At 67.2% G+C, this 16,705-nt stretch carries 16 protein-coding genes and 1 riboswitch; of the genes, 7 read left to right on the top strand and 9 right to left on the bottom strand.

Features of this window, described 5'->3' with window-relative positions; all coding sequences use genetic code 11:
* The first annotated feature begins 65 nt into the window (after positions 1-65).
* The 3 genes from mtgA (at position 66) to AC5P6E_RS20305 (ending at position 2,289) form a co-directional block, all read left to right on the top strand.
* The gene (gene mtgA, locus AC5P6E_RS20315; RefSeq protein WP_019336411.1) at positions 66-815 is read left to right on the top strand and encodes a monofunctional biosynthetic peptidoglycan transglycosylase; all 750 of its coding nucleotides are present in this window, start codon (positions 66-68) and stop codon (positions 813-815) included.
* A 63-nt stretch (positions 816-878) separates the two neighbouring features.
* Positions 879-1,898: a glycosyltransferase family 2 protein gene (locus AC5P6E_RS20310; RefSeq protein WP_019336410.1), complete on the top strand. Its 1,020-nt coding sequence runs from the start codon at positions 879-881 to the stop codon at positions 1,896-1,898.
* Positions 1,858-2,289, top strand: a complete 432-nt coding sequence (locus tag AC5P6E_RS20305) for a CBS domain-containing protein (RefSeq protein ID WP_019336409.1) — start codon at positions 1,858-1,860, stop codon at positions 2,287-2,289. The genes AC5P6E_RS20310 and AC5P6E_RS20305 overlap by 41 nt, the downstream gene beginning before the upstream one ends.
* 492 nt (positions 2,290-2,781) lie before the next feature.
* On the opposite strand, the gene AC5P6E_RS20300 is transcribed toward AC5P6E_RS20305, so the two are convergent.
* The 4 genes from AC5P6E_RS20300 to AC5P6E_RS20285 form a co-directional block, all read right to left on the bottom strand.
* Entirely contained in the window at positions 2,782-4,755 is a 1,974-nt protein-coding gene (locus tag AC5P6E_RS20300) for an AsmA family protein (protein ID WP_312718966.1), read from the bottom strand.
* Positions 4,756-4,828: 73 nt separating this feature from the next.
* Positions 4,829-5,467: a PAQR family membrane homeostasis protein TrhA gene (gene trhA, locus AC5P6E_RS20295; RefSeq protein WP_005410682.1), complete on the bottom strand. Its 639-nt coding sequence runs from the start codon at positions 5,465-5,467 to the stop codon at positions 4,829-4,831.
* A 212-nt stretch (positions 5,468-5,679) separates the two neighbouring features.
* Positions 5,680-7,284, bottom strand: coding sequence for a peptide chain release factor 3 (locus AC5P6E_RS20290; protein WP_014038155.1), 1,605 nt, complete (start codon positions 7,282-7,284; stop codon positions 5,680-5,682).
* Positions 7,285-7,350: 66 nt separating this feature from the next.
* Positions 7,351-8,235 carry a M23 family metallopeptidase gene (locus AC5P6E_RS20285; protein ID WP_019338788.1) on the bottom strand — a complete coding sequence of 295 codons (885 nt, stop codon included), beginning with the start codon at positions 8,233-8,235 and terminating at the stop codon, positions 7,351-7,353.
* 148 nt (positions 8,236-8,383) lie between these two features.
* Positions 8,384-8,502, top strand: a riboswitch (SAM riboswitch).
* A gap of 77 nt (positions 8,503-8,579) precedes the next feature.
* On the opposite strand from AC5P6E_RS20285, the gene metX reads away from it, so the two are divergent.
* Genes metX through AC5P6E_RS20270 form a run of 3 tightly spaced genes read left to right on the top strand, consistent with a single transcriptional unit; the run spans position 8,580 to position 11,907 of the window.
* Positions 8,580-9,611 carry a homoserine O-succinyltransferase MetX gene (gene metX / locus AC5P6E_RS20280; protein ID WP_019338789.1) on the top strand — a complete coding sequence of 344 codons (1,032 nt, stop codon included), beginning with the start codon at positions 8,580-8,582 and terminating at the stop codon, positions 9,609-9,611.
* Positions 9,608-10,843 carry an O-succinylhomoserine (thiol)-lyase gene (locus tag AC5P6E_RS20275; RefSeq protein WP_019338790.1) on the top strand — a complete coding sequence of 412 codons (1,236 nt, stop codon included), beginning with the start codon at positions 9,608-9,610 and terminating at the stop codon, positions 10,841-10,843. Before metX ends, AC5P6E_RS20275 begins: the two co-directional genes overlap by 4 nt.
* A complete protein-coding gene (locus AC5P6E_RS20270; RefSeq protein ID WP_010482749.1) occupies positions 10,840-11,907 on the top strand; it encodes a homoserine dehydrogenase family protein in 1,068 nt (355 codons plus the stop codon). Before AC5P6E_RS20275 ends, AC5P6E_RS20270 begins: the two co-directional genes overlap by 4 nt.
* Positions 11,908-11,965: 58 nt before the next feature.
* Here AC5P6E_RS20270 and AC5P6E_RS20265 read toward each other — a convergent pair whose 3' ends face one another.
* Positions 11,966-12,961 (bottom strand): alpha/beta fold hydrolase, encoded by a 996-nt coding sequence (locus tag AC5P6E_RS20265; protein WP_010482750.1) that lies wholly within the window; start codon positions 12,959-12,961, stop codon positions 11,966-11,968.
* Between the two features lie 70 nt (positions 12,962-13,031).
* Entirely contained in the window at positions 13,032-14,414 is a 1,383-nt protein-coding gene (locus AC5P6E_RS20260) for an L-serine ammonia-lyase (RefSeq protein ID WP_019338791.1), read from the bottom strand.
* Positions 14,415-14,514: 100 nt separating this feature from the next.
* On the opposite strand from AC5P6E_RS20260, the gene AC5P6E_RS20255 reads away from it, so the two are divergent.
* Positions 14,515-14,748: a glutaredoxin family protein gene (locus tag AC5P6E_RS20255; RefSeq protein WP_019338792.1), complete on the top strand. Its 234-nt coding sequence runs from the start codon at positions 14,515-14,517 to the stop codon at positions 14,746-14,748.
* A gap of 102 nt (positions 14,749-14,850) precedes the next feature.
* Here the strand turns inward: AC5P6E_RS20255 and AC5P6E_RS20250 are convergent, their stop codons facing one another.
* Genes AC5P6E_RS20250 through AC5P6E_RS20240 form a run of 3 tightly spaced genes read right to left on the bottom strand, consistent with a single transcriptional unit; the run spans position 14,851 to position 16,642 of the window.
* Positions 14,851-15,423 (bottom strand): YceI family protein, encoded by a 573-nt coding sequence (locus AC5P6E_RS20250; RefSeq protein WP_019336389.1) that lies wholly within the window; start codon positions 15,421-15,423, stop codon positions 14,851-14,853.
* A gap of 3 nt (positions 15,424-15,426) precedes the next feature.
* On the bottom strand, positions 15,427-15,999 hold the full coding sequence (locus AC5P6E_RS20245; protein WP_010482755.1) for a cytochrome b: 573 nt from the start codon (positions 15,997-15,999) through the stop codon (positions 15,427-15,429).
* Between the two features lie 10 nt (positions 16,000-16,009).
* Positions 16,010-16,642, bottom strand: a complete 633-nt coding sequence (locus AC5P6E_RS20240; RefSeq protein ID WP_019336388.1) for a YceI family protein — start codon at positions 16,640-16,642, stop codon at positions 16,010-16,012.
* Positions 16,643-16,705: the final 63 nt, after the last annotated feature.

The following is a 16,705-nucleotide window of genomic DNA, read 5'->3' as shown; positions in this document are numbered from 1 at the left end:
CGCGTAAACGAGGGCGGTTGCCGGATAATGCGCCGACAACCAGATAGAAGAAGGATGCACCAGTAATGGGGGCAGGGGGAGAGCAGCACAAGGTGGAGGCCATCGCGGAAGCCCCGCGCCGTAGGCGCTGGCGCTGGAAACGGCTGCTCTGGCTGCCGCTGCTGCTGGCCGCTTTCAGCTGCCTGCAGGTATTGGTGTTGCGGTTCATCGACCCGCCGGTATCCACGGTCATGCTGTGGCGCTATGGCGAGGCATTGGGCGAGGCCGACTGGTCCTATCGCCTGCACTACCAGTGGCGCGATCTGGACCAGATGGCGCCCAGCCTGCCGATCTCGCTGGTGGCGGCCGAAGACCAGCGCTTCCCCGACCACAACGGCTTCGATCTGCAGGCCATCGAGAAGGCCCGCGACCACAATGCCAAGGGCGGGCGCCTGCGGGGGGCCAGCACGATCAGCCAGCAGGTCGCCAAGAACCTGTTCCTCTGGCAGGGCCGCAGCTGGGTACGCAAGGGCCTGGAAGTCTGGTACACGGTGCTGATCGAAGCACTGTGGCCGAAGGAACGCATCCTGGAGATGTACGCCAACATCGCCGAGTTCGGCGATGGCGTATATGGCGCGCAGGCAGCGGCACAGACGTTCTGGGGCAAGGACGCGGCCCGGTTGAGTCCGGCCGAGAGTGCGCGGTTGGCGGCGGTGTTGCCGGCACCGCGACGCTACAACGCGGCCAAGCCAGGGCCGTACGTGCAGCGGCGCGCGGCATGGATCCAGCGCCAGGCACGACAGCTGGGCGGCGCGTCCTATCTGTCGGAGGACTGAGGCGGGCGCGCTGCGATCGGCAGGCGGCGGGTCGTGTGCGCGCCGGCAACGTACAATCCGGGCATGAACCGCGAACGGCTCACTTTTGTCATCGCTGCCTACAACGAGGCCCTGGCACTGCCGCTGCTGCATCCACGGCTGTGCGCGGTGCTCGATGGTATGCCCGACATCGATGGCCACATCCTGTATGTGGACGATGGCAGCCACGACGGGACCTGGCAGGTGATCGCAGGATTGGCGCAGGGCGACGCGCGCGTATCGGCGTTGAAGCTGTCGCGCAATTTCGGCAAGGAGGCTGCGCTGACTGCCGGCCTGGATCTGGTGCGCGAAGGCGCGGCGATGATCCTGGATGCCGATGGCCAGGACCCGCCGGAACTGGTGCCGCAGTTCGTTGCGCGCTGGCGCGAAGGCCATGACAACATCTATGGCACGCGCATGGCCCGCGATGGCGAGGCCTGGATCAAGCGCGCCACGGCGGCGGCGTTCTACCGGGTGATCGGTCGCCTGTCACGCACGCCGATCCCTGCCGATACCGGTGACTTCCGCCTGCTGTCGCCGCGCGCGCTGAGCGCGCTGCGCGAGATGCGTGAACGCCACCGCTTCATGAAGGGTCTTTTCAGCTGGGTCGGATTCAAGCGGATTGCCGTGCCCTACCACCGCCACGCGCGTGTGGCCGGCTCCAGCAAGTTCAGCCTTTGGCGGCTGTGGAACTTCGCGCTGGAAGGAATCACCGGCTTCTCGACCGTTCCCCTGCGGGCGGCGACCTACATGGGCCTGGCAACGGCGGCGGTTGCTTTCGTATTCGGTGTGTGGGTGATCGCCAAGGCGGCCCTGTACGGTGACCGGGTGGCGGGTTGGCCGACGATGATGGCGGTGATCCTGTTCCTGGGCGGGGTGCAGTTGATCGCCCTGGGCCTGATCGGTGAGTACCTGGGACGGCTGTACGAGGAATCCAAGCAGCGCCCGTTGTACCTGGTTGACGCGTGGCTAGCATCGTCCGTGGCAGACTCGGCCCTGCAACCCACCCTCGGAGGGCAGGCAGATGACCACGGTACGGCAACTGTTGGACGGCAAGTCTCCTGAAGTACATGCGGTCGCGCCGGATGCGGCGGTGATCGATGCGATCCGGTTGATGGCGGAAAAGGGCATTGGCGCGGTGCTGGTGATGGACGGGCCGCGGCTGGTCGGGATCCTGTCGGAGCGCGATTACGCGCGCAAGATCGTGCTGCGTGATCGTTCGTCGCGGGATACGGCGGTGGCCGAGATCATGACGGCGAAGGTGGTGACGGTCTCCCCGGGCGAACAGGTAGAGCACTGCCTGCAGCTGGTGACCGATTACCGCATCCGCCACCTGCCGGTGGTGGAGGGGGCGCAGGTGCTGGGGGTGATTTCCATCGGCGACCTGGTGAAATCGGTGATCGATGCGCAGCGGCGCGAGCTGGATCAGCTGCAGCAGTACATCGTCGCCGGGTGAGGGTGTCGCTTGCGGGCCTGCGGCCCGCCGGCCCGCTTTTCGAAGCCAGAGCCGCAGCCAAAGCCACAGCAGCGCCTTCCTGATACGTTGGGAGGCGGAGGGTGCGGCTGGGCAGGACACGCCGTAAACCCATCCATGGGGGCTCGATGGCGCCATCCATAGCGCCAACGGTCCTGCCCAGCCGCACCCTCCGCCTCTGGACACATTTCTGCGAGCGCGGTGCGTACATGCGCGGTGCCTCGCCCTTGGTAGCTGCCAACCTTGGTTGGCAACAGCTTTTGACTTTGCTTTTTTCTTTTGACTTTGAATTTCCGCTCTCGTTCCGCGCGCGCAGGAAACTGTCGGAAGGGGGACGGGTGACGCAGGCAGGACCGTTGGCGCCATGGATGGCGCCATCGAGCCTACAGGGACGTACTTGCGGCGTGTCCTGCCTGCGTCACCCGTCCCCCTCAGGCCGCGATCAATGCAGGCGCCGCGAACAACGCTGTAAACCTACTTCGCATACTGCCCCCCGCAGTCGGCATCCTTCCCCGGCCCCAGTTCGATCGTCGCCAGCAACGCCGCCGGCGGGGCGATGCTGCCCAGTGCCAATGCCACGGCGCCACGAATACCCAATGCCTTGAAGTCCGGGCGGAACGACGGATCCTTGAACGTGCCGCTGATATGCAGCGGAGAGCGCAGAACCAGGATGCTCTTGTCCTTCGGGCGAGGCTTGAGCAGCAGGTCCAGGGTCTCGTCGCGCAGGCTGACCGTGCCTTCGCCGATGAGGATCGTGTCGGTGGTATCCACCGCCAGTGCCTGGCTGGTCATCAGGCCGTCGCGCACGCCGAAGTCGGCGAAGGCGCAGCGCAGGGGGATCTGCTTGTCGCCGGTCACCAGGAATTTCAGTGATTCGGTGATGTCCAGGCCGGCCAGTTCCATCACCAGGTTGCCGACATGGCCACGGCCCATCGCCAGGCCGACCTTGCCACTGCTGCTGCCGAGCATGGCGGCGATCGAGTTGCCGCGGCCGCTCAGGTCCACTTCGCCGCCGATGCCGCCCTTGGCCTGCTCGGCCAGCTTCGCGTCCGGGAGCAGCTGGCCCAGCTGCACGCCGCGCACGCTGGCCTTCAGCGCGGTGCTGATTTGCGGGCGACGCGCGTCCATGCGGATCGTGCTGCGGATGTCGCCACCGGCGACGCCGAAGTTCAGCGGGTCCAGTCGCAGCACGCCGTCATCCAGCAACAGGTGTGCGTCCATGTCGTCCAGCGGCAATGACGGCGCGTTGATGCGATGGGCCTTCCATCGCACGTCGGCATCCATCGCGCGCAGCTTGCCCAGGTTGTAGGGCGTGTCGGGCAATACCCGGCTGCTGGCGGCGACACGGGCGGCCTGCGCCTTTTGTTCGGCATTCGCGGTTTCACCGCTGCCGGTCTTCGGTGGCGCGCCCACGAAGCCGGCCAGGTCATCGAAGTCCAGGCGCTTGGATTCCAGCGTCGCGGTCAGTCGTGGACGGTCGCGTCCCACCTCGAACTGCAGGTTGCCACCCAGGTCGCTGTCGCCGACCTTGCCGGTGAAGCCGTCGTAACGCCAGACGTTGTGGTCGCGCTTCAGGCGGCCGTTCAGCGCATAGGGCGGTGAGGGCGGGATGGCGATGCCGAGCAGCGGGTAGAGATCGGCCAGATCCTGGCCACTGAGCGCGAACTGCAGGTCGAACACGCGCAGCTGGAAGGGGTTGGTGAGCGTGCCGCGGGCCACTGCGTGGGTGGCACCGGCGCGGCCGTCGAGGTGGATGCGGAACGGGTGGTCGCTGTCGGTCAGTTCCAGCGGTGATTCGGTACCGCCCTGCAGGGTGAACGGATTGCCCTGCCAGTGGCCCTTGCCCTGCACCAGCAGCGGCGGCGAGGCATCGGCTAGTTTCGGTTGGCCGCTGCGCACGCCCACGCGGATGTCGGTGCGGCCCAGTGCGTCGAGGAACTGCAGCCGGCCGTCGTCGATGCGCAGGCGCTTGAGTTGCGGGCTTGTCCCGCCTCTGCTGTCACCCAGGAAATCCCAGTTGCCCGGCTCGCCCTTGCGCGGGGCGGTTTCCAGCAGCACGTCCGGTCGGGTCAGGCGCACTTCCGGCAGCTGCACGCTGCCGCGCAGCAGGGGCCACACCCGCACGTCGATCTCGACGCGGTCGGCGGTGGCCATGTTCGGCTGCTTCGCCCAGCCGGCATTGGCGAAGGTGATGGCATCGGCACGGATGGTGCTGGTGCGGCCGAGTTCGACATCCAAGTGGCCGATGTGCAGTGCACGACCGGTGCGTGCCTGCACCGCGCGCTCGACCGGACCCTTGAACCAGTTCCAGTCCCACAGCGCGATCACCACCAGGATCACTGCCAGCAGGAAGACCAGAACCGTGAGCGAGCGCCGGCCGCGCGGGCCAGGTCTGCGGAGGCGCCAGCGGGGCGTGCGCGGTGCGGCAGGGGAGGCGGCAGCATTCACGCTGCCATGGTTGCCCCTTCATCGTGGACGGGGCGCGAAGCGTCCATGTGCGCGGTGTGCACAACCCGCGCCGTTACAGCACCTGCATGGTCACCGCGACGAAGTGGCAGACGCTGCCGCCGATTACGAACAGGTGCCAGATCGCGTGCGAGTACGGGATCGATTCACGGTGGTAGAAGTAGGTGCCCAGCGTGTACGACAGGCCGCCGGCGAACAGCCAGGTGAGGGTGCCGCCGTCGATCGAGGCCCACATCGGCTTGATCGCCACGACCACCAGCCAGCCCATGGCGATGTAGATCACCGTTGAGAGCACCTTGAAGCGGCCGGTGTAGAACAGCTTGAACACCACACCACCCAGCGCCAGTGCCCAGATCGCGGTGAACAGGCCCCAGCCCCACGGGCCGCGCAGGCCGATCAGGGTGAACGGGGTATAGGTACCCGCGATCAGTACATAGATCGCGCAGTGGTCGAACACCTTCAACCGGCCCTTGGCGACCGGATGCTGGATGGCGTGATACAGCGTGGAGGCGGTGTACAGCAGCAACAGCGCGATACCGAACACGATCGCGCTGGCCAGCTGCCAGCCGTCGCCGTAGATCGCGGCCAGGGTAATCAACACCGCGCTGGCTGCCAGGGCGAATACCGCGCCCAGGCCATGGGTCAGGGCGCTGGCGATTTCTTCACGGATCGAAGCAATGGACGTCGTCGACATGGGCATGGGCATCGTTCACGGGGAGGGGGACCCGCGTCCCCCTATCATCGCCGCGATGGCCGCCGTGTGCACGCCCGTCACCGTATGGTGGGTGAATCCCTGCGTTGCGCTGACGAGCCCGTGCTCGGTAGATCCACGCCATGCGTGGATGAACGCCCGGCACTGCAGGAGTCAGAGCCCTTTCCTGCGGAAAGGGATCCGACCCCGTGGCATCAGCCCACCGAAACGGTATGCGCCGCTTCGCGGGTGGCCGAGAAGCGCACATCCGGCGAACGTTCCTGTGCCAGCTGCAGGTTGACCCGGGTCGGTGCCAGATAGACCAGATGGCCGGCCGCATCCAGTGCCAGGTTCAGTGCGTTCTTCTCGCGGAACTCTTCCAGCTTCTTTTCGTTGCTGCAGTGGACCCAACGCGCAGTGGTCACGCTGACCGGCTCGAAGGTTGCTTCCACGCCGTACTCGTCCTTCAGGCGGTACGCGGCCACGTCGAACTGCAGCACACCGACCGCACCCAGGATCAGGTCGTTGCTGGTCAGCGGGCGGAAGAACTGGGTCGCACCTTCCTCGGACAGCTGGGCCAGGCCCTTCTGCAGCTGCTTGAGCTTGAGCGGATCACGCAGGCGTGCGCGACGGAACAGCTCCGGGGCGAAGTTCGGAATACCGGTGAAGGTGACCGCTTCGCCTTCGGTGAAGGTATCGCCGATGGAAATGGTGCCGTGGTTGTGGATGCCGATCACATCGCCCGGCCACGCTTCGGCGGCGATTTCACGATCGCTGGCCATGAAGGTCAGGGCGTTGGCCAGCTTCATTTCCTTGCCGGTGCGCACGTGGAAGGTCTTCATGCCGGCGCTGAAACGGCCCGAGCAGACGCGCATGAACGCCACGCGGTCACGGTGCTGAGGATCCATGTTGGCCTGGATCTTGAACACGAAGCCGGTCAGCTTGTTCTCTTCCGGGGCAATCTCGCGGCCGGTGGTGGAGCGTGCCTGCGGCGACGGCGCATGCTCGACGAAGAAGTCCAGCAGCGGCTGCACGCCGAAGTTGTTCACGCCCGAGCCGAAGAACACCGGGGTCTGCTTGCCGGCGCGATAAGCGTCCAGGTCGAACGGGTGGCTGGCGCCCTGCACCAGTTCCAGTTCGTCGCGCAGGTCGGCCAGCATCTGTGCACCGATCTTCTCGGCCAGGCCGGGGGCATCGATGGACGGGAAGATGGTCGAGTCCTGGCGGGTGAAGTTGCGGCCCGGTTCGTACAGGTGCACTTCGCCGGTGAGCAGATGCACCACGCCCTTCAGGCGCTGGCCCATGCCGATCGGCCAGGTGACCGGGGCGCACTGGATGCCCAGCACGGTTTCCACTTCATCCAGCAGCTCGATCGGGTCCTTGCCCTCGCGGTCGAGCTTGTTGATGAAGGTCATGATCGGCGTATCGCGCAGGCGGCACACTTCCATCAGCTTGATGGTGCGTTCTTCCACGCCCTTGGCCACGTCGATCACCATCAGCGCCGAGTCCACCGCGGTCAGCACGCGGTAGGTGTCCTCGCCGAAGTCGGCGTGGCCGGGGGTGTCGAGCAGGTTGACGATCTTGCCTTCATACGGGAACTGCATCACCGAGGAGGTGACGGAGATGCCGCGCTCCTTTTCCAGCGCCATCCAGTCGGAGGTGGCGTGGCGGGCAGCCTTGCGGCCCTTCACCGAACCGGCCATCTGGATCGCGCCTCCGAACAGCAGCAGCTTTTCGGTCAGCGTGGTCTTGCCGGCGTCAGGGTGGGAAATGATGGCGAACGTGCGGCGACGCGACGCTTCGTTGGCGACTTCGGACATGGCAGTGGCGCCCGCCCGGGGCGCTTTTCAAAGAGATAAGCGCCCGATTATACCGGCCGGGGCCGGTCAGCGCCCGATCCCGCCGTCGGCCTCGCCGTGGCGGGCGAACTGCAGCTGGCCCTGCTCGGCGAAGATGCGTGCCGGCACCGAGCGCAGGCCCATGCCGCGGTTGACCTGTACCACGAAGTGCAGGTGTGGGGCGCTGCTGTAGCCACTGTTGCCGGACAGGCCGATCGGCTGCCCGGCCCCCACCGCCTGGCCGCGACGCACGCGCATGCCGCCGGCCTGCAGGTGGCCGTACAGGGCCATGCTGCCGTCGCTGTGCAGCACGCGGATGAAGTTGGCGCGGCCACCATCGCGTTCGCGGTCCTGGCCGTTGCCACGGAAGCCATCCTGGATCTGCATCACCGTGCCCTCGCGTGCGGCCAGCACCAACGTGCCTTCAGGCAGCGCGAAGTCGACCGCATCGCGGTTTTCCTCGTCGTCGTGGCTGAACCGGCCCTGCGGCGCCTGGTCCACGCGTGGACGGGCCGCATCGAACGGCAGGCGATAGGCCACATCCTCGGCCTGTGCGGCCGGGTTGCCCGGTACCGACTGCAGGCGCAGGTCCAGCGTGCGGCCGTCGTGCGGGGCAGGCAGGTGGCCGACCACCAGGCTGCTGTCGCCCTGGATCAGCGATTGCACCGGCAGCCCTTCGACCGGGTGTCCGGGTGCAGCGCGCAGCTCGATCTGCAGCGGTCCGGCCAGGGTGTTGTCGATACGGGCCTGCCATTGCGTGCCGACCGGTTGCAGGCGCAGCTGGGCCATCGGTGCGGCAGCCTCGGCATCGCCTGCGCGGGCGGCAGAAGCGGGAGGAGGCACCAGTCCCCAGCCCTGGCGCCAGTCGCCGGCGCTGGCCGTCGCACTCGCCAGCAGGGGCAGCAGCAGCCAGGTCAGGGGCAGGCGTGGCATCGGGGGTTCCAGCGGCAGGGACCGCCGGGACTGTACCGGATCCTGAACGGGACAACCGCGACGCCCCTCGCATACCCGGGACGAAAATATTCATCGCTTTATCCGCATGAAGGGATTGACAGTGCGCGGAAGGGCTGGCATCGTGGCCTCACCATCGAGACCGGCAGAGGGACAGGCCCTTTGAAGCCGGGGCAGCCCGCAGGCGCGCAAGCGTCCGCGTAGGTGCCAAATCCTGCGGGGACCGTGGCGTCCACCGAAAGATGGTTCGAACCATGCACCACACGTGCATCTCGAACGCGGGCCCCGCGAAGGCTCGATGGCCGATTCCCCAACCGGATCCCGCCATGAGCTTCGCCACCAGTACCGCCGTTCGCCCCGAACCCTTTGTCCCCGTCAGCGTGCCGGTCGAAGACCGTGTGCATGCCGAGCGCGGTGAGTTCGCCGCGGTGCTGTCGATGCGTCATGCCGGCCCCAGCCCGGTGCGCCTGCGCTACGAGTGGGTCGGCCCGGCCAACGCGCCGGTGGTGGTACTGGCCGGCGGCATCTCCGCGCATCGCCATGTGGCCTCCAACGCACAGTTCAGCGAGAAGGGCTGGGCCGAAGAGCTGGTCGGCAGGGGGCGCACGCTGGATCCGCAGCAGCTGCGCGTATTGGCGTTCGATTTCATCGGCGCCGACGGTGCGCTGGACGTGCCGATCGATACCGCCGATCAGGCCGACGCATTGGCGCTGGTGCTGGATCATCTCGGCATCCGCGCGCTGAAAGCCTTCGTCGGCTATTCGTATGGCGCGCTGGTCGGCCAGCAGTTCGCGATCCGTCATCGTGCCCGCGTGCGCCAGCTGGTGCTGGCCAGCGGTGCGCATCGCCCGCACCCGTATGCCGCCTCCTGGCGCGCGTTGCAGCGCCGCGCCGTCGCGCTGGGCCAGCTGCAGTGCGGCGAAGATCATGGCCTGGCGCTGGCCCGGCAGTTCGCCATGCTCAGCTACCGCACCCCGGAAGAATTCGGCGAGCGCTTCGATGCCGCGCCGGAAGTGATCAACGGCCGCGTGCGCGTGGCCGCCGAAGACTATCTCGACGCCGCCGGCGCGCAGTACGTCGCGCGCACACCGGTGACCGCCTACCTGCGCCTGTCCGAATCGATCGACCTGCACCGCGTCGACCCCGCCGCGATCCTGCCGCCGACCGTGGTGGTGGCCGTGGAGGGCGACCGCCTGGTGCCGCTGGCCGACCTCGTCGGCCTGGTCGAAGGTCTGGGCCCGCGCGGCAGCCTGCGCGTGCTGCGCTCGCCCTACGGCCACGACGCCTTCCTCAAAGAAACCGATCGCATCGACGCGATCCTCGCCACTGCCTTCCGCACCTCTGGAGAGTCCGCATGAGCCTGCACGCCAACGAGCCGTCCTGTAGTCGCACCACCGCCGCCGTCCGTGCCGGCATCGATCGCGATACCGCCCATGGCGCGGTCACCCCGCCGATCGTGCTGTCGTCGAACTTCAGCTTTGAAGGCTTCGGCAACAAGCGCCAGTACGACTACACGCGCAGTGGCAACCCCACCCGCGACCTGCTGGGTGAGGCGCTGGCCGAACTGGAAGGCGGTGCCGGCGGCGTGATCACCGCCACCGGCATGGGGGCGATCAACCTGGTGCTGAATGCACTGCTGCAGCCGGGAGATACCCTGGTGGTGCCGCACGATGCGTACGGTGGCAGCTGGCGCCTGTTCAATGCGCTGGCGAAGAAGGGCCACTTCGAACTGGTCACCGCCGACCTGACCGATCCGCGTGCACTGGCACAGGCGCTGGCCACCCAGCCGAAGCTGGTGCTGGTGGAAACCCCGTCCAACCCGCTGCTGCGCATCACCGACCTGCGCTTCGTCATCGATGCCGCGCACAAGGCCGGTGCACTCGTGGTGGTCGACAACACCTTCCTGTCGCCGGCGCTGCAGCAACCGCTGTCGTTCGGTGCGGATCTGGTACTGCACTCCACCACCAAGTACATCAATGGCCACAGCGACGTGGTTGGCGGGGCAGTAGTCGCGCGGGATCCGGCACTGCACGAGCAGCTGGTGTGGTGGGGCAACGCGCTGGGCCTGACGGGTTCGCCGTTCGATGCCTTCCTGACCCTGCGCGGCCTGCGCACGCTGGATGCGCGCCTGCGCGTGCACCAGGAGAACACCACGTCGATCGTGGCGTTGCTGGACCAGCATCCGGCGGTCGGCCGCGTCTATTATCCGGGCCTGGCCGATCACCCGGGCCACTCCATCGCCGCCCGCCAGCAGAGTGGTTTCGGCGCGATGCTGTCGTTCGAACTGGCCGACTGCGAAGGTGATGATCCGTATGCCGCGGTGCGTGCCTTTGTCGATGGCCTGCGCTGTTTCACCCTGGCCGAATCGCTGGGCGGCGTCGAAAGCCTGATCGCGCATCCGGCCACCATGACCCATGCGGCGATGACCGCCGAAGCGCGTGCCGCCGCCGGCATCAGCGAAGGGCTGCTGCGCCTGTCGGTCGGCATCGAGGCCGAGCGTGACCTGCTGGCAGATCTGGGCGCCGCGCTGCAGCGCGCCGAAGCGGTGATTGATGCGGCCGCGCGTCGCAAACAGGTGGTGGATGCATGAGCGCGCTCGCCGCTGACATTCCTGCGCTGGGCGTGGGACGCCTGGCGCTGCTGGGCACTGGCACGGTCGGCTCGGCCTTCGTGCAGCGTTACCAGGCATTGCGGGCGCGTGGGCTGGAACTGCCCAGCGTGCAGTGGCTGGCCAATTCACGCACTGCGCTGGAGATCGATCGTGACCTGGTGTTGCCGCTGGAGCTGGCACGGCGTGCACCGCGCGATGGCCAGAGTTCGCCGCCGTGGGCCAGCGCCGAAGGACTGGAACGTGGCGACGTGGTGGTCGATGCCACCGCCAGCGAAGACGTGGCCGCACGCCACGTGCAGTGGCTGGCACGCGGCGTGCACGTGGTGACCGCCAACAAGCTGGGCCGTGGTGCGCAGCTCGCACGCGCGCAGGCGATTGCCGAAAGCTGCGCCGACAGTGGTGCGCGCTATGGCGACAGCGCCACCGTCGGCGCGGGCCTGCCGCTGCTGAGCAGCCTGCGCGCGCTGGTGGCCGGTGGCGATCACATCCATGCCATCGAGGGTGTGCTGTCCGGTTCGCTGGCGTGGCTGTTCCATCGTTACGACGGCCAGTCGCCGTTCTCGGCGGCGGTGCGCGAAGCGTTGGCGGCCGGCTATACCGAGCCCGATCCGCGCCTGGACCTGTCCGGCGAAGACGTGCGGCGCAAGCTGCTGATCCTGGCCCGCAGCAGCGGGCTGGCGCTGGATGCTTCGCAGGTGCAGGTGGATTCATTGGTGCCTGAAACGCTGGCAGCGTTGCCGCTGGAGGATGCACTGGGGGCACTGGAGCAGCTGGATGCGCCGTTGCAGGCGCGTTGGCAGCAGGCGCGCGACAACGGCCACGTGCTGCGTTTCGTTGGCCGTGTCGATGGCGCGGGTGCGCAGGTGGGCCTGCGCGAGCTGCCGGCCGATCACCCGTTGGCGCAGGGCGCGGGCACCGACAACCGCGTAGCCATCCACAGTGACCGTTATCAGCGCCAGCCGTTGTTGATCCAGGGCCCGGGCGCTGGCGCGGAAGTCACCGCCGCCGCGCTGCTGGATGATGTGTTGCGGATCGTGGGTTGATCGCACCGCTTCTGTAGAGCCGAGCCCACGCAGGGCTCTACAGGGGCGCGCCTGCCGGTCAGCGAGACTTCAACGCCTTCAACAGTGCGCTGTTGAACTGCTTCGGGTCCTGCACCTGCGGCGAATGCCCCAGTTCGGCGAACTCGACCAGGTTCGAGCCGGAAATCGCTGAGGCCGCGGCCTTGCCGAGCACCGGGTAATTGCCCAGCGTCGCCTTTACTGCAGGTGGTGCCAGGTCACGGCCGATCGCGGTGCGGTCCTTCTGGCCGATGAACAACGTGGTCGGCACCTGCAGGTTCTTCAGTTCGTAGACCACCGGCTGGTTGAACACCATGTCCGAGGCCAGCGCCTGGCTCCATGCAACGGCCTGCTTGCCCGGGCCTTCGTACATGCCCGACTGCATCCGCGCCCACGGTTCATACGCCGGTTTCCATTTGCCGTCGTAGTACACCTCCAGCTGGTAGCGGCGGATGCTGTCATAGCTGATGTTCAATTCGCCGGCGTACCACGCGTCCACGCTGCGCCACGGCACGCCCAACGCCTTCCAGTCTTCCAGACCGATCGGGTTGACCAGCGACAGGCTGCGCAGGTCCTGCGGGAACATCAGCGCGTAGCGCACCGCCAGCATGCCACCCATCGAATGGCCGACCAGGTGCACCGGCACATCGCCCAGTTGCAGCTGTTGCAGCAGGGCATGGGTGTTGGCGGCCAGCTGCGCGAAGGTGTACTGGTAGCGCTCGGGCTTGCTGGATTTGCAGAAACCCACCTGGTCCGGGGCGATCACCCGGTAGCCGGCGGCAACCAGCGGCTTGATCGATTCCTTCCAGGTGGCGGCGCAGAAGTTCTTGCCGTGCAGCAGCACCACCACACCGATGGGCGCCTTCTTCGGCGCGATGTCCAGGTAGGCCATTTCCAGCGGCTGCCGCTGCGATTCCAGTGCGAAGGTCTTCACCGGATAGCCGTAGTCGAAGCCTTCCAGGCGTGGCCCATAGGTCGGCGCAGCCAGGGCAGGCAGCGGCAGGCAGGCAAGCAGGGCGGCAGCGATCACGCGCATGGGGCGGTCCGGGGGCAGGGAGCCCCGAGCCTAACCGGAATGCGGTGACGGTGTCGTTCGGCGCTACAACTCAGCACTCGATGACGTTCACCGCCAGCCCACCGCGGCTGGTTTCCTTGTACTTGTCCTGCATGTCGCGGCCGGTATCGCGCATGGTCTTGATCACCTTGTCCAGCGACACCTTGTGCTTGCCGTCGCCACGCATCGCCATGCGCGAGGCATTGATTGCCTTCACCGCGCCCATCGCGTTGCGTTCGATGCAGGGGATCTGCACCAGGCCGCCGATCGGGTCACAGGTCAGGCCGAGGTTGTGTTCCATGCCGATTTCCGCGGCATTCTCGATCTGGCTGGGGTTGCCACCCAGCGCTGCGACCAGGCCACCGGCCGCCATCGAGCAGGCCACGCCCACTTCGCCCTGGCAACCCACTTCGGCGCCGGAAATCGAGGCGTTTTCCTTGTAGAGGATGCCGATCGCCGCCGAGGTCAGCAGGAAGTCGAACACGCGCTGCTCGTTGGCGCCGGGGCAGAAGCGGTCGAAGTAGTGCAATACCGCCGGCAGCACACCCGCGGCACCGTTGGTCGGCGCGGTCACCACGCGGCCTCCAGCCGCGTTTTCCTCGTTCACCGCCAGTGCGTACAGGTTGACCCAGTCCAGCGTGGTCAGCGGATCGCGCATCGCCGCTTCCGGCTTCGACGACAGCTCGCGGTACAGCGCCGGTGCACGACGGCCCACCTTCAGGCCACCCGGCAGCACGCCTTCCTCACGGATGCCGCGCGTCACGCACGACTGCATCGCACTCCAGATCTCGCGCAGCTGCGCGCGGATCTCGTCCTCGCTGCGCCAGCACTTCTCGTTCTCGAACATCAGCTGGGCAATGCTCAGGCCGCTGCGCGCGGTCTGCGCCAGCAGCTCGTCGCCGCTCTTGAACGGGTAGGGCAGTGGGGTCTCGTCGGGCACGATGCGGTCATCGGCCGCGTCGTCCTGGTTGACCACGAAGCCACCGCCGACGGAGTAGTAATCGCGGGTGGCGATCACTTCGTCCTCGGCGTTGTACGCGGTGAAACGCATGCCGTTGGTGTGGTACGGCAGCTTCTGGCGCTTGTTCATGCCGAGATCGCGCTTTTCGTCGAAGGCGATCTCGTGCTGGCCCATCAGCTGGATGCGCTTGCTGCTGCGGATGCGCTCCAGGGTGGCCGGAATGATGTCCGGGTCGATCAGGTTTGGCCGCTGCCCTTCCAGGCCCAGCAGGATCGCCTTGTCGGTGCCGTGGCCGCGGCCGGTCAGCGCCAGCGAGCCGTAGACATCGGCGCGGATGCGCGCGACTTCGTGCAGGCGGCCCGGATCGAGCAGCCAGCGGTGGATGAATCGCTCGGCGGCCTTCATTGGCCCGACGGTGTGCGAGGAGCTCGGGCCAATGCCGATCTTGAAAACGTCGAACGTGCTGACAGCCATGGTTGCCGTACTGCGGGTACCGGAAGAGACCGCTATTCTAGCGGTTCATGCCGCACTTCCATGGCTGCGGCGCAGCATTTCAGCCAAGGGGTCCCATCCGGTGTTGACTCTGTTCCAGCGTGACGACTGCCACCTGTGCGACATGGCCCTGGCCGAGCTGGCCAAGGCCAGGGCGCCGGAGTTCGAATCGGTGTTCCTGGATGACCAGCCGGCGCTGGAGCCGCGCTACGGCGCGCGGGTGCCGGTGCTGCGCGACGAGCGCGGTGACCGTGAGCTGGACTGGCCGTTCGACGCGGCCACGGTTAAGGCTTGGCTGGCTGAAAGCTCATTGTAGAGCCGAGCCATGCTCGGCTGACGCGCGCAGCGCGACCTGGACGGCAGCCGAGCATGGCTCGGCTCTACAGGATGCGGCCGGGGCCGTGCCCCGGCCCATCGCTCATTTCGCGTCGAACTTCACGATCGTGCTGATCGCGGTTTCGTCCGGGATGGTCTTGGTGTCGGCCCAGTCACCGCTGCCGACGCCGAAGTCCAGGCGCTTGACGGTGGCCTTGCCGGTCAGCACCGGCTGGGTGCCCGGCTTCCAGGTGAAGGTCAGCGTGACTGGCTTGCTGACCCCGCGCAGTTCCAGGGTGCCGTCGGCGGCGAACTGGTCGTTGCCCACCGCTCGGAAGCCCTTGGCGGTGTAGCGCGCGGTGGCGAACTTGCCGACGTTGAAGAAGTCGGCGGTCTGCAGGGTCGAGTCGCGGTCGCTGTTGCCGCTCTTGGCGCCGGCCAGCGGGATCACCACGTCCAGCGAACCGGCGGCCGGGTTGGCCGGGTCGAAGCTGAGCTTGGTGGCAAAGCCCGGGAAGCTGCCGGTGAACACTTCGCCGTCGTACTTGGTCGCGAACACCAGGATCGAACCGGCACCGGGGGCCTGCGCGTAGTCGGCGGCGAGCACCGGGGCGGTGGCCAGCATGCCGGCCAGGGCGGCGGCCACGGCGGCCGGAGTGGTCAGTTTCAGGTTCATCGGTCAGTCCTTCTGAGGGGAGGTGAGCCAGCCACGCGGCAACATGCGGGACAAGGTCGCATCGCGCTGGAACAGGTGGTGGTAGAAGGCAGCGCCGGCATGGGCCAGCACCACCGCGATCAACAGCCAGAAGCCGTATTCGTGGATGGCATGGGATACCGCAACGACCTGCGGGTCCGGGCCACTCAGCTTGGGCACGTCGACCAGGCCGAACCAGCGGAACGGGCGCAGGCCGCTGGCCGAGTCGTACAGCCAGCCCGATAGCGGGATGGCAAACATCAGCACATACAGCAGCACATGGGTGGCACTGGCGATGCGTTCCTGCCAGCTGGGCACGCCCGGCACCGGCTTGGGGGCACCGGCATACAGGCGCCAGCCGAGGCGGAAGAGTACGAGCGCCAGCACGGTGATGCCGATCGACTTGTGCGCGGTATAGACCCAGAAATACTTGGGGGTCTTGGGCAGTTCGCCCATGGTCAGGCCGACCACGCCGAGGGCGAGGATCAGCAATGCGATCAACCAATGCAGGATCTGGCTGACACTCCCCCAGGCGGCGGGGGTGTTCTTGGCGGTCATGAAGGGTCCTCTAGGGGGCCGTCTTGGGGTCGGAGTGTGGAACGGGAGCGGGAGTTCCCGGGGCGTCGCTGCGGTCGAGTGTGGCTTCAGCCTCGATCCTCAGCTGTACTGCATCACCGATGACGCCCGGCCAGGCGGTGATGCCGAACGCGCGCCGGCTCAGCGTGGTGCTGGCGGAAAAACCGGCGGTGCGTCGGAACGGGGGCAGGGGATAGCGCTTGATGGCGTTGAGCGTCACGTCCAGCGTGATCTCCTGGCTGACCCCGCGCAGGGTCAGGGTGCCGATCACGTGGGCGCGCCTGGCATCGATCGGTTCGACCCGGCTGGAGACGAAATGTGCCTTCGGGAAACGCTCGCCATCCAGAAGGCTGCGGGCCAGCGTGGCCTGGTTCCACTTGGCATCACCCAGGTCCAGTCGCGACACGGGGACCTCGACATCCAGTGTGGCCTCGCGCCAGTTGTCGGGATCGAACTGCAGGCGGCCCTCACTGCCGGAGACCGTGCCCATCGCCTGCGAGTAACCCGCGTGGTCGATGGTGAACAGCACACGCGTATGCACCGGATCGAGGCGATAGGTATCTGCATCCGCCCAGGCGTGGGCGGTGGCGAGCAGCATCGGCAGCAGGGCCAGGCAGGGACGCATCGATGGCGGGCTCCGGAAAGGGGGACGTTGCGATCATACGCACAGCCCCCTGCCAACGTTGCG

It is taken from the genome of Stenotrophomonas sp. YJH_SMC_16 (genome assembly GCF_059367875.1).
Note: the sequence above shows the minus strand (reverse complement) of the source record. Positions and strands in the feature narration are given on the sequence as shown.

What these genes read in the sequence shown, in the direction of transcription:
- AC5P6E_RS20270 (WP_010482749.1), top strand. Translation starts at nt 10,840, where the DNA reads ATGAGCGCGCTCGCCGCTGACATTCCTGCGCTGGGCGTGGGACGCCTG.
- AC5P6E_RS20305 (WP_019336409.1), top strand. Translation starts at nt 1,858, where the DNA reads ATGACCACGGTACGGCAACTGTTGGACGGCAAGTCTCCTGAAGTACAT.
- trhA (WP_005410682.1), bottom strand. Translation starts at nt 5,467, where the DNA reads ATGTCGACGACGTCCATTGCTTCGATCCGTGAAGAAATCGCCAGCGCC.
- AC5P6E_RS20245 (WP_010482755.1), bottom strand. Translation starts at nt 15,999, where the DNA reads ATGACCGCCAAGAACACCCCCGCCGCCTGGGGGAGTGTCAGCCAGATC.
- AC5P6E_RS20260 (WP_019338791.1), bottom strand. Translation starts at nt 14,414, where the DNA reads ATGGCTGTCAGCACGTTCGACGTTTTCAAGATCGGCATTGGCCCGAGC.
- AC5P6E_RS20265 (WP_010482750.1), bottom strand. Translation starts at nt 12,961, where the DNA reads ATGCGCGTGATCGCTGCCGCCCTGCTTGCCTGCCTGCCGCTGCCTGCC.
- AC5P6E_RS20285 (WP_019338788.1), bottom strand. Translation starts at nt 8,235, where the DNA reads ATGCCACGCCTGCCCCTGACCTGGCTGCTGCTGCCCCTGCTGGCGAGT.
- AC5P6E_RS20275 (WP_019338790.1), top strand. Translation starts at nt 9,608, where the DNA reads ATGAGCCTGCACGCCAACGAGCCGTCCTGTAGTCGCACCACCGCCGCC.
- AC5P6E_RS20250 (WP_019336389.1), bottom strand. Translation starts at nt 15,423, where the DNA reads ATGAACCTGAAACTGACCACTCCGGCCGCCGTGGCCGCCGCCCTGGCC.
- metX (WP_019338789.1), top strand. Translation starts at nt 8,580, where the DNA reads ATGAGCTTCGCCACCAGTACCGCCGTTCGCCCCGAACCCTTTGTCCCC.
- AC5P6E_RS20240 (WP_019336388.1), bottom strand. Translation starts at nt 16,642, where the DNA reads ATGCGTCCCTGCCTGGCCCTGCTGCCGATGCTGCTCGCCACCGCCCAC.
- mtgA (WP_019336411.1), top strand. Translation starts at nt 66, where the DNA reads ATGGGGGCAGGGGGAGAGCAGCACAAGGTGGAGGCCATCGCGGAAGCC.
- AC5P6E_RS20310 (WP_019336410.1), top strand. Translation starts at nt 879, where the DNA reads ATGAACCGCGAACGGCTCACTTTTGTCATCGCTGCCTACAACGAGGCC.
- AC5P6E_RS20290 (WP_014038155.1), bottom strand. Translation starts at nt 7,284, where the DNA reads ATGTCCGAAGTCGCCAACGAAGCGTCGCGTCGCCGCACGTTCGCCATC.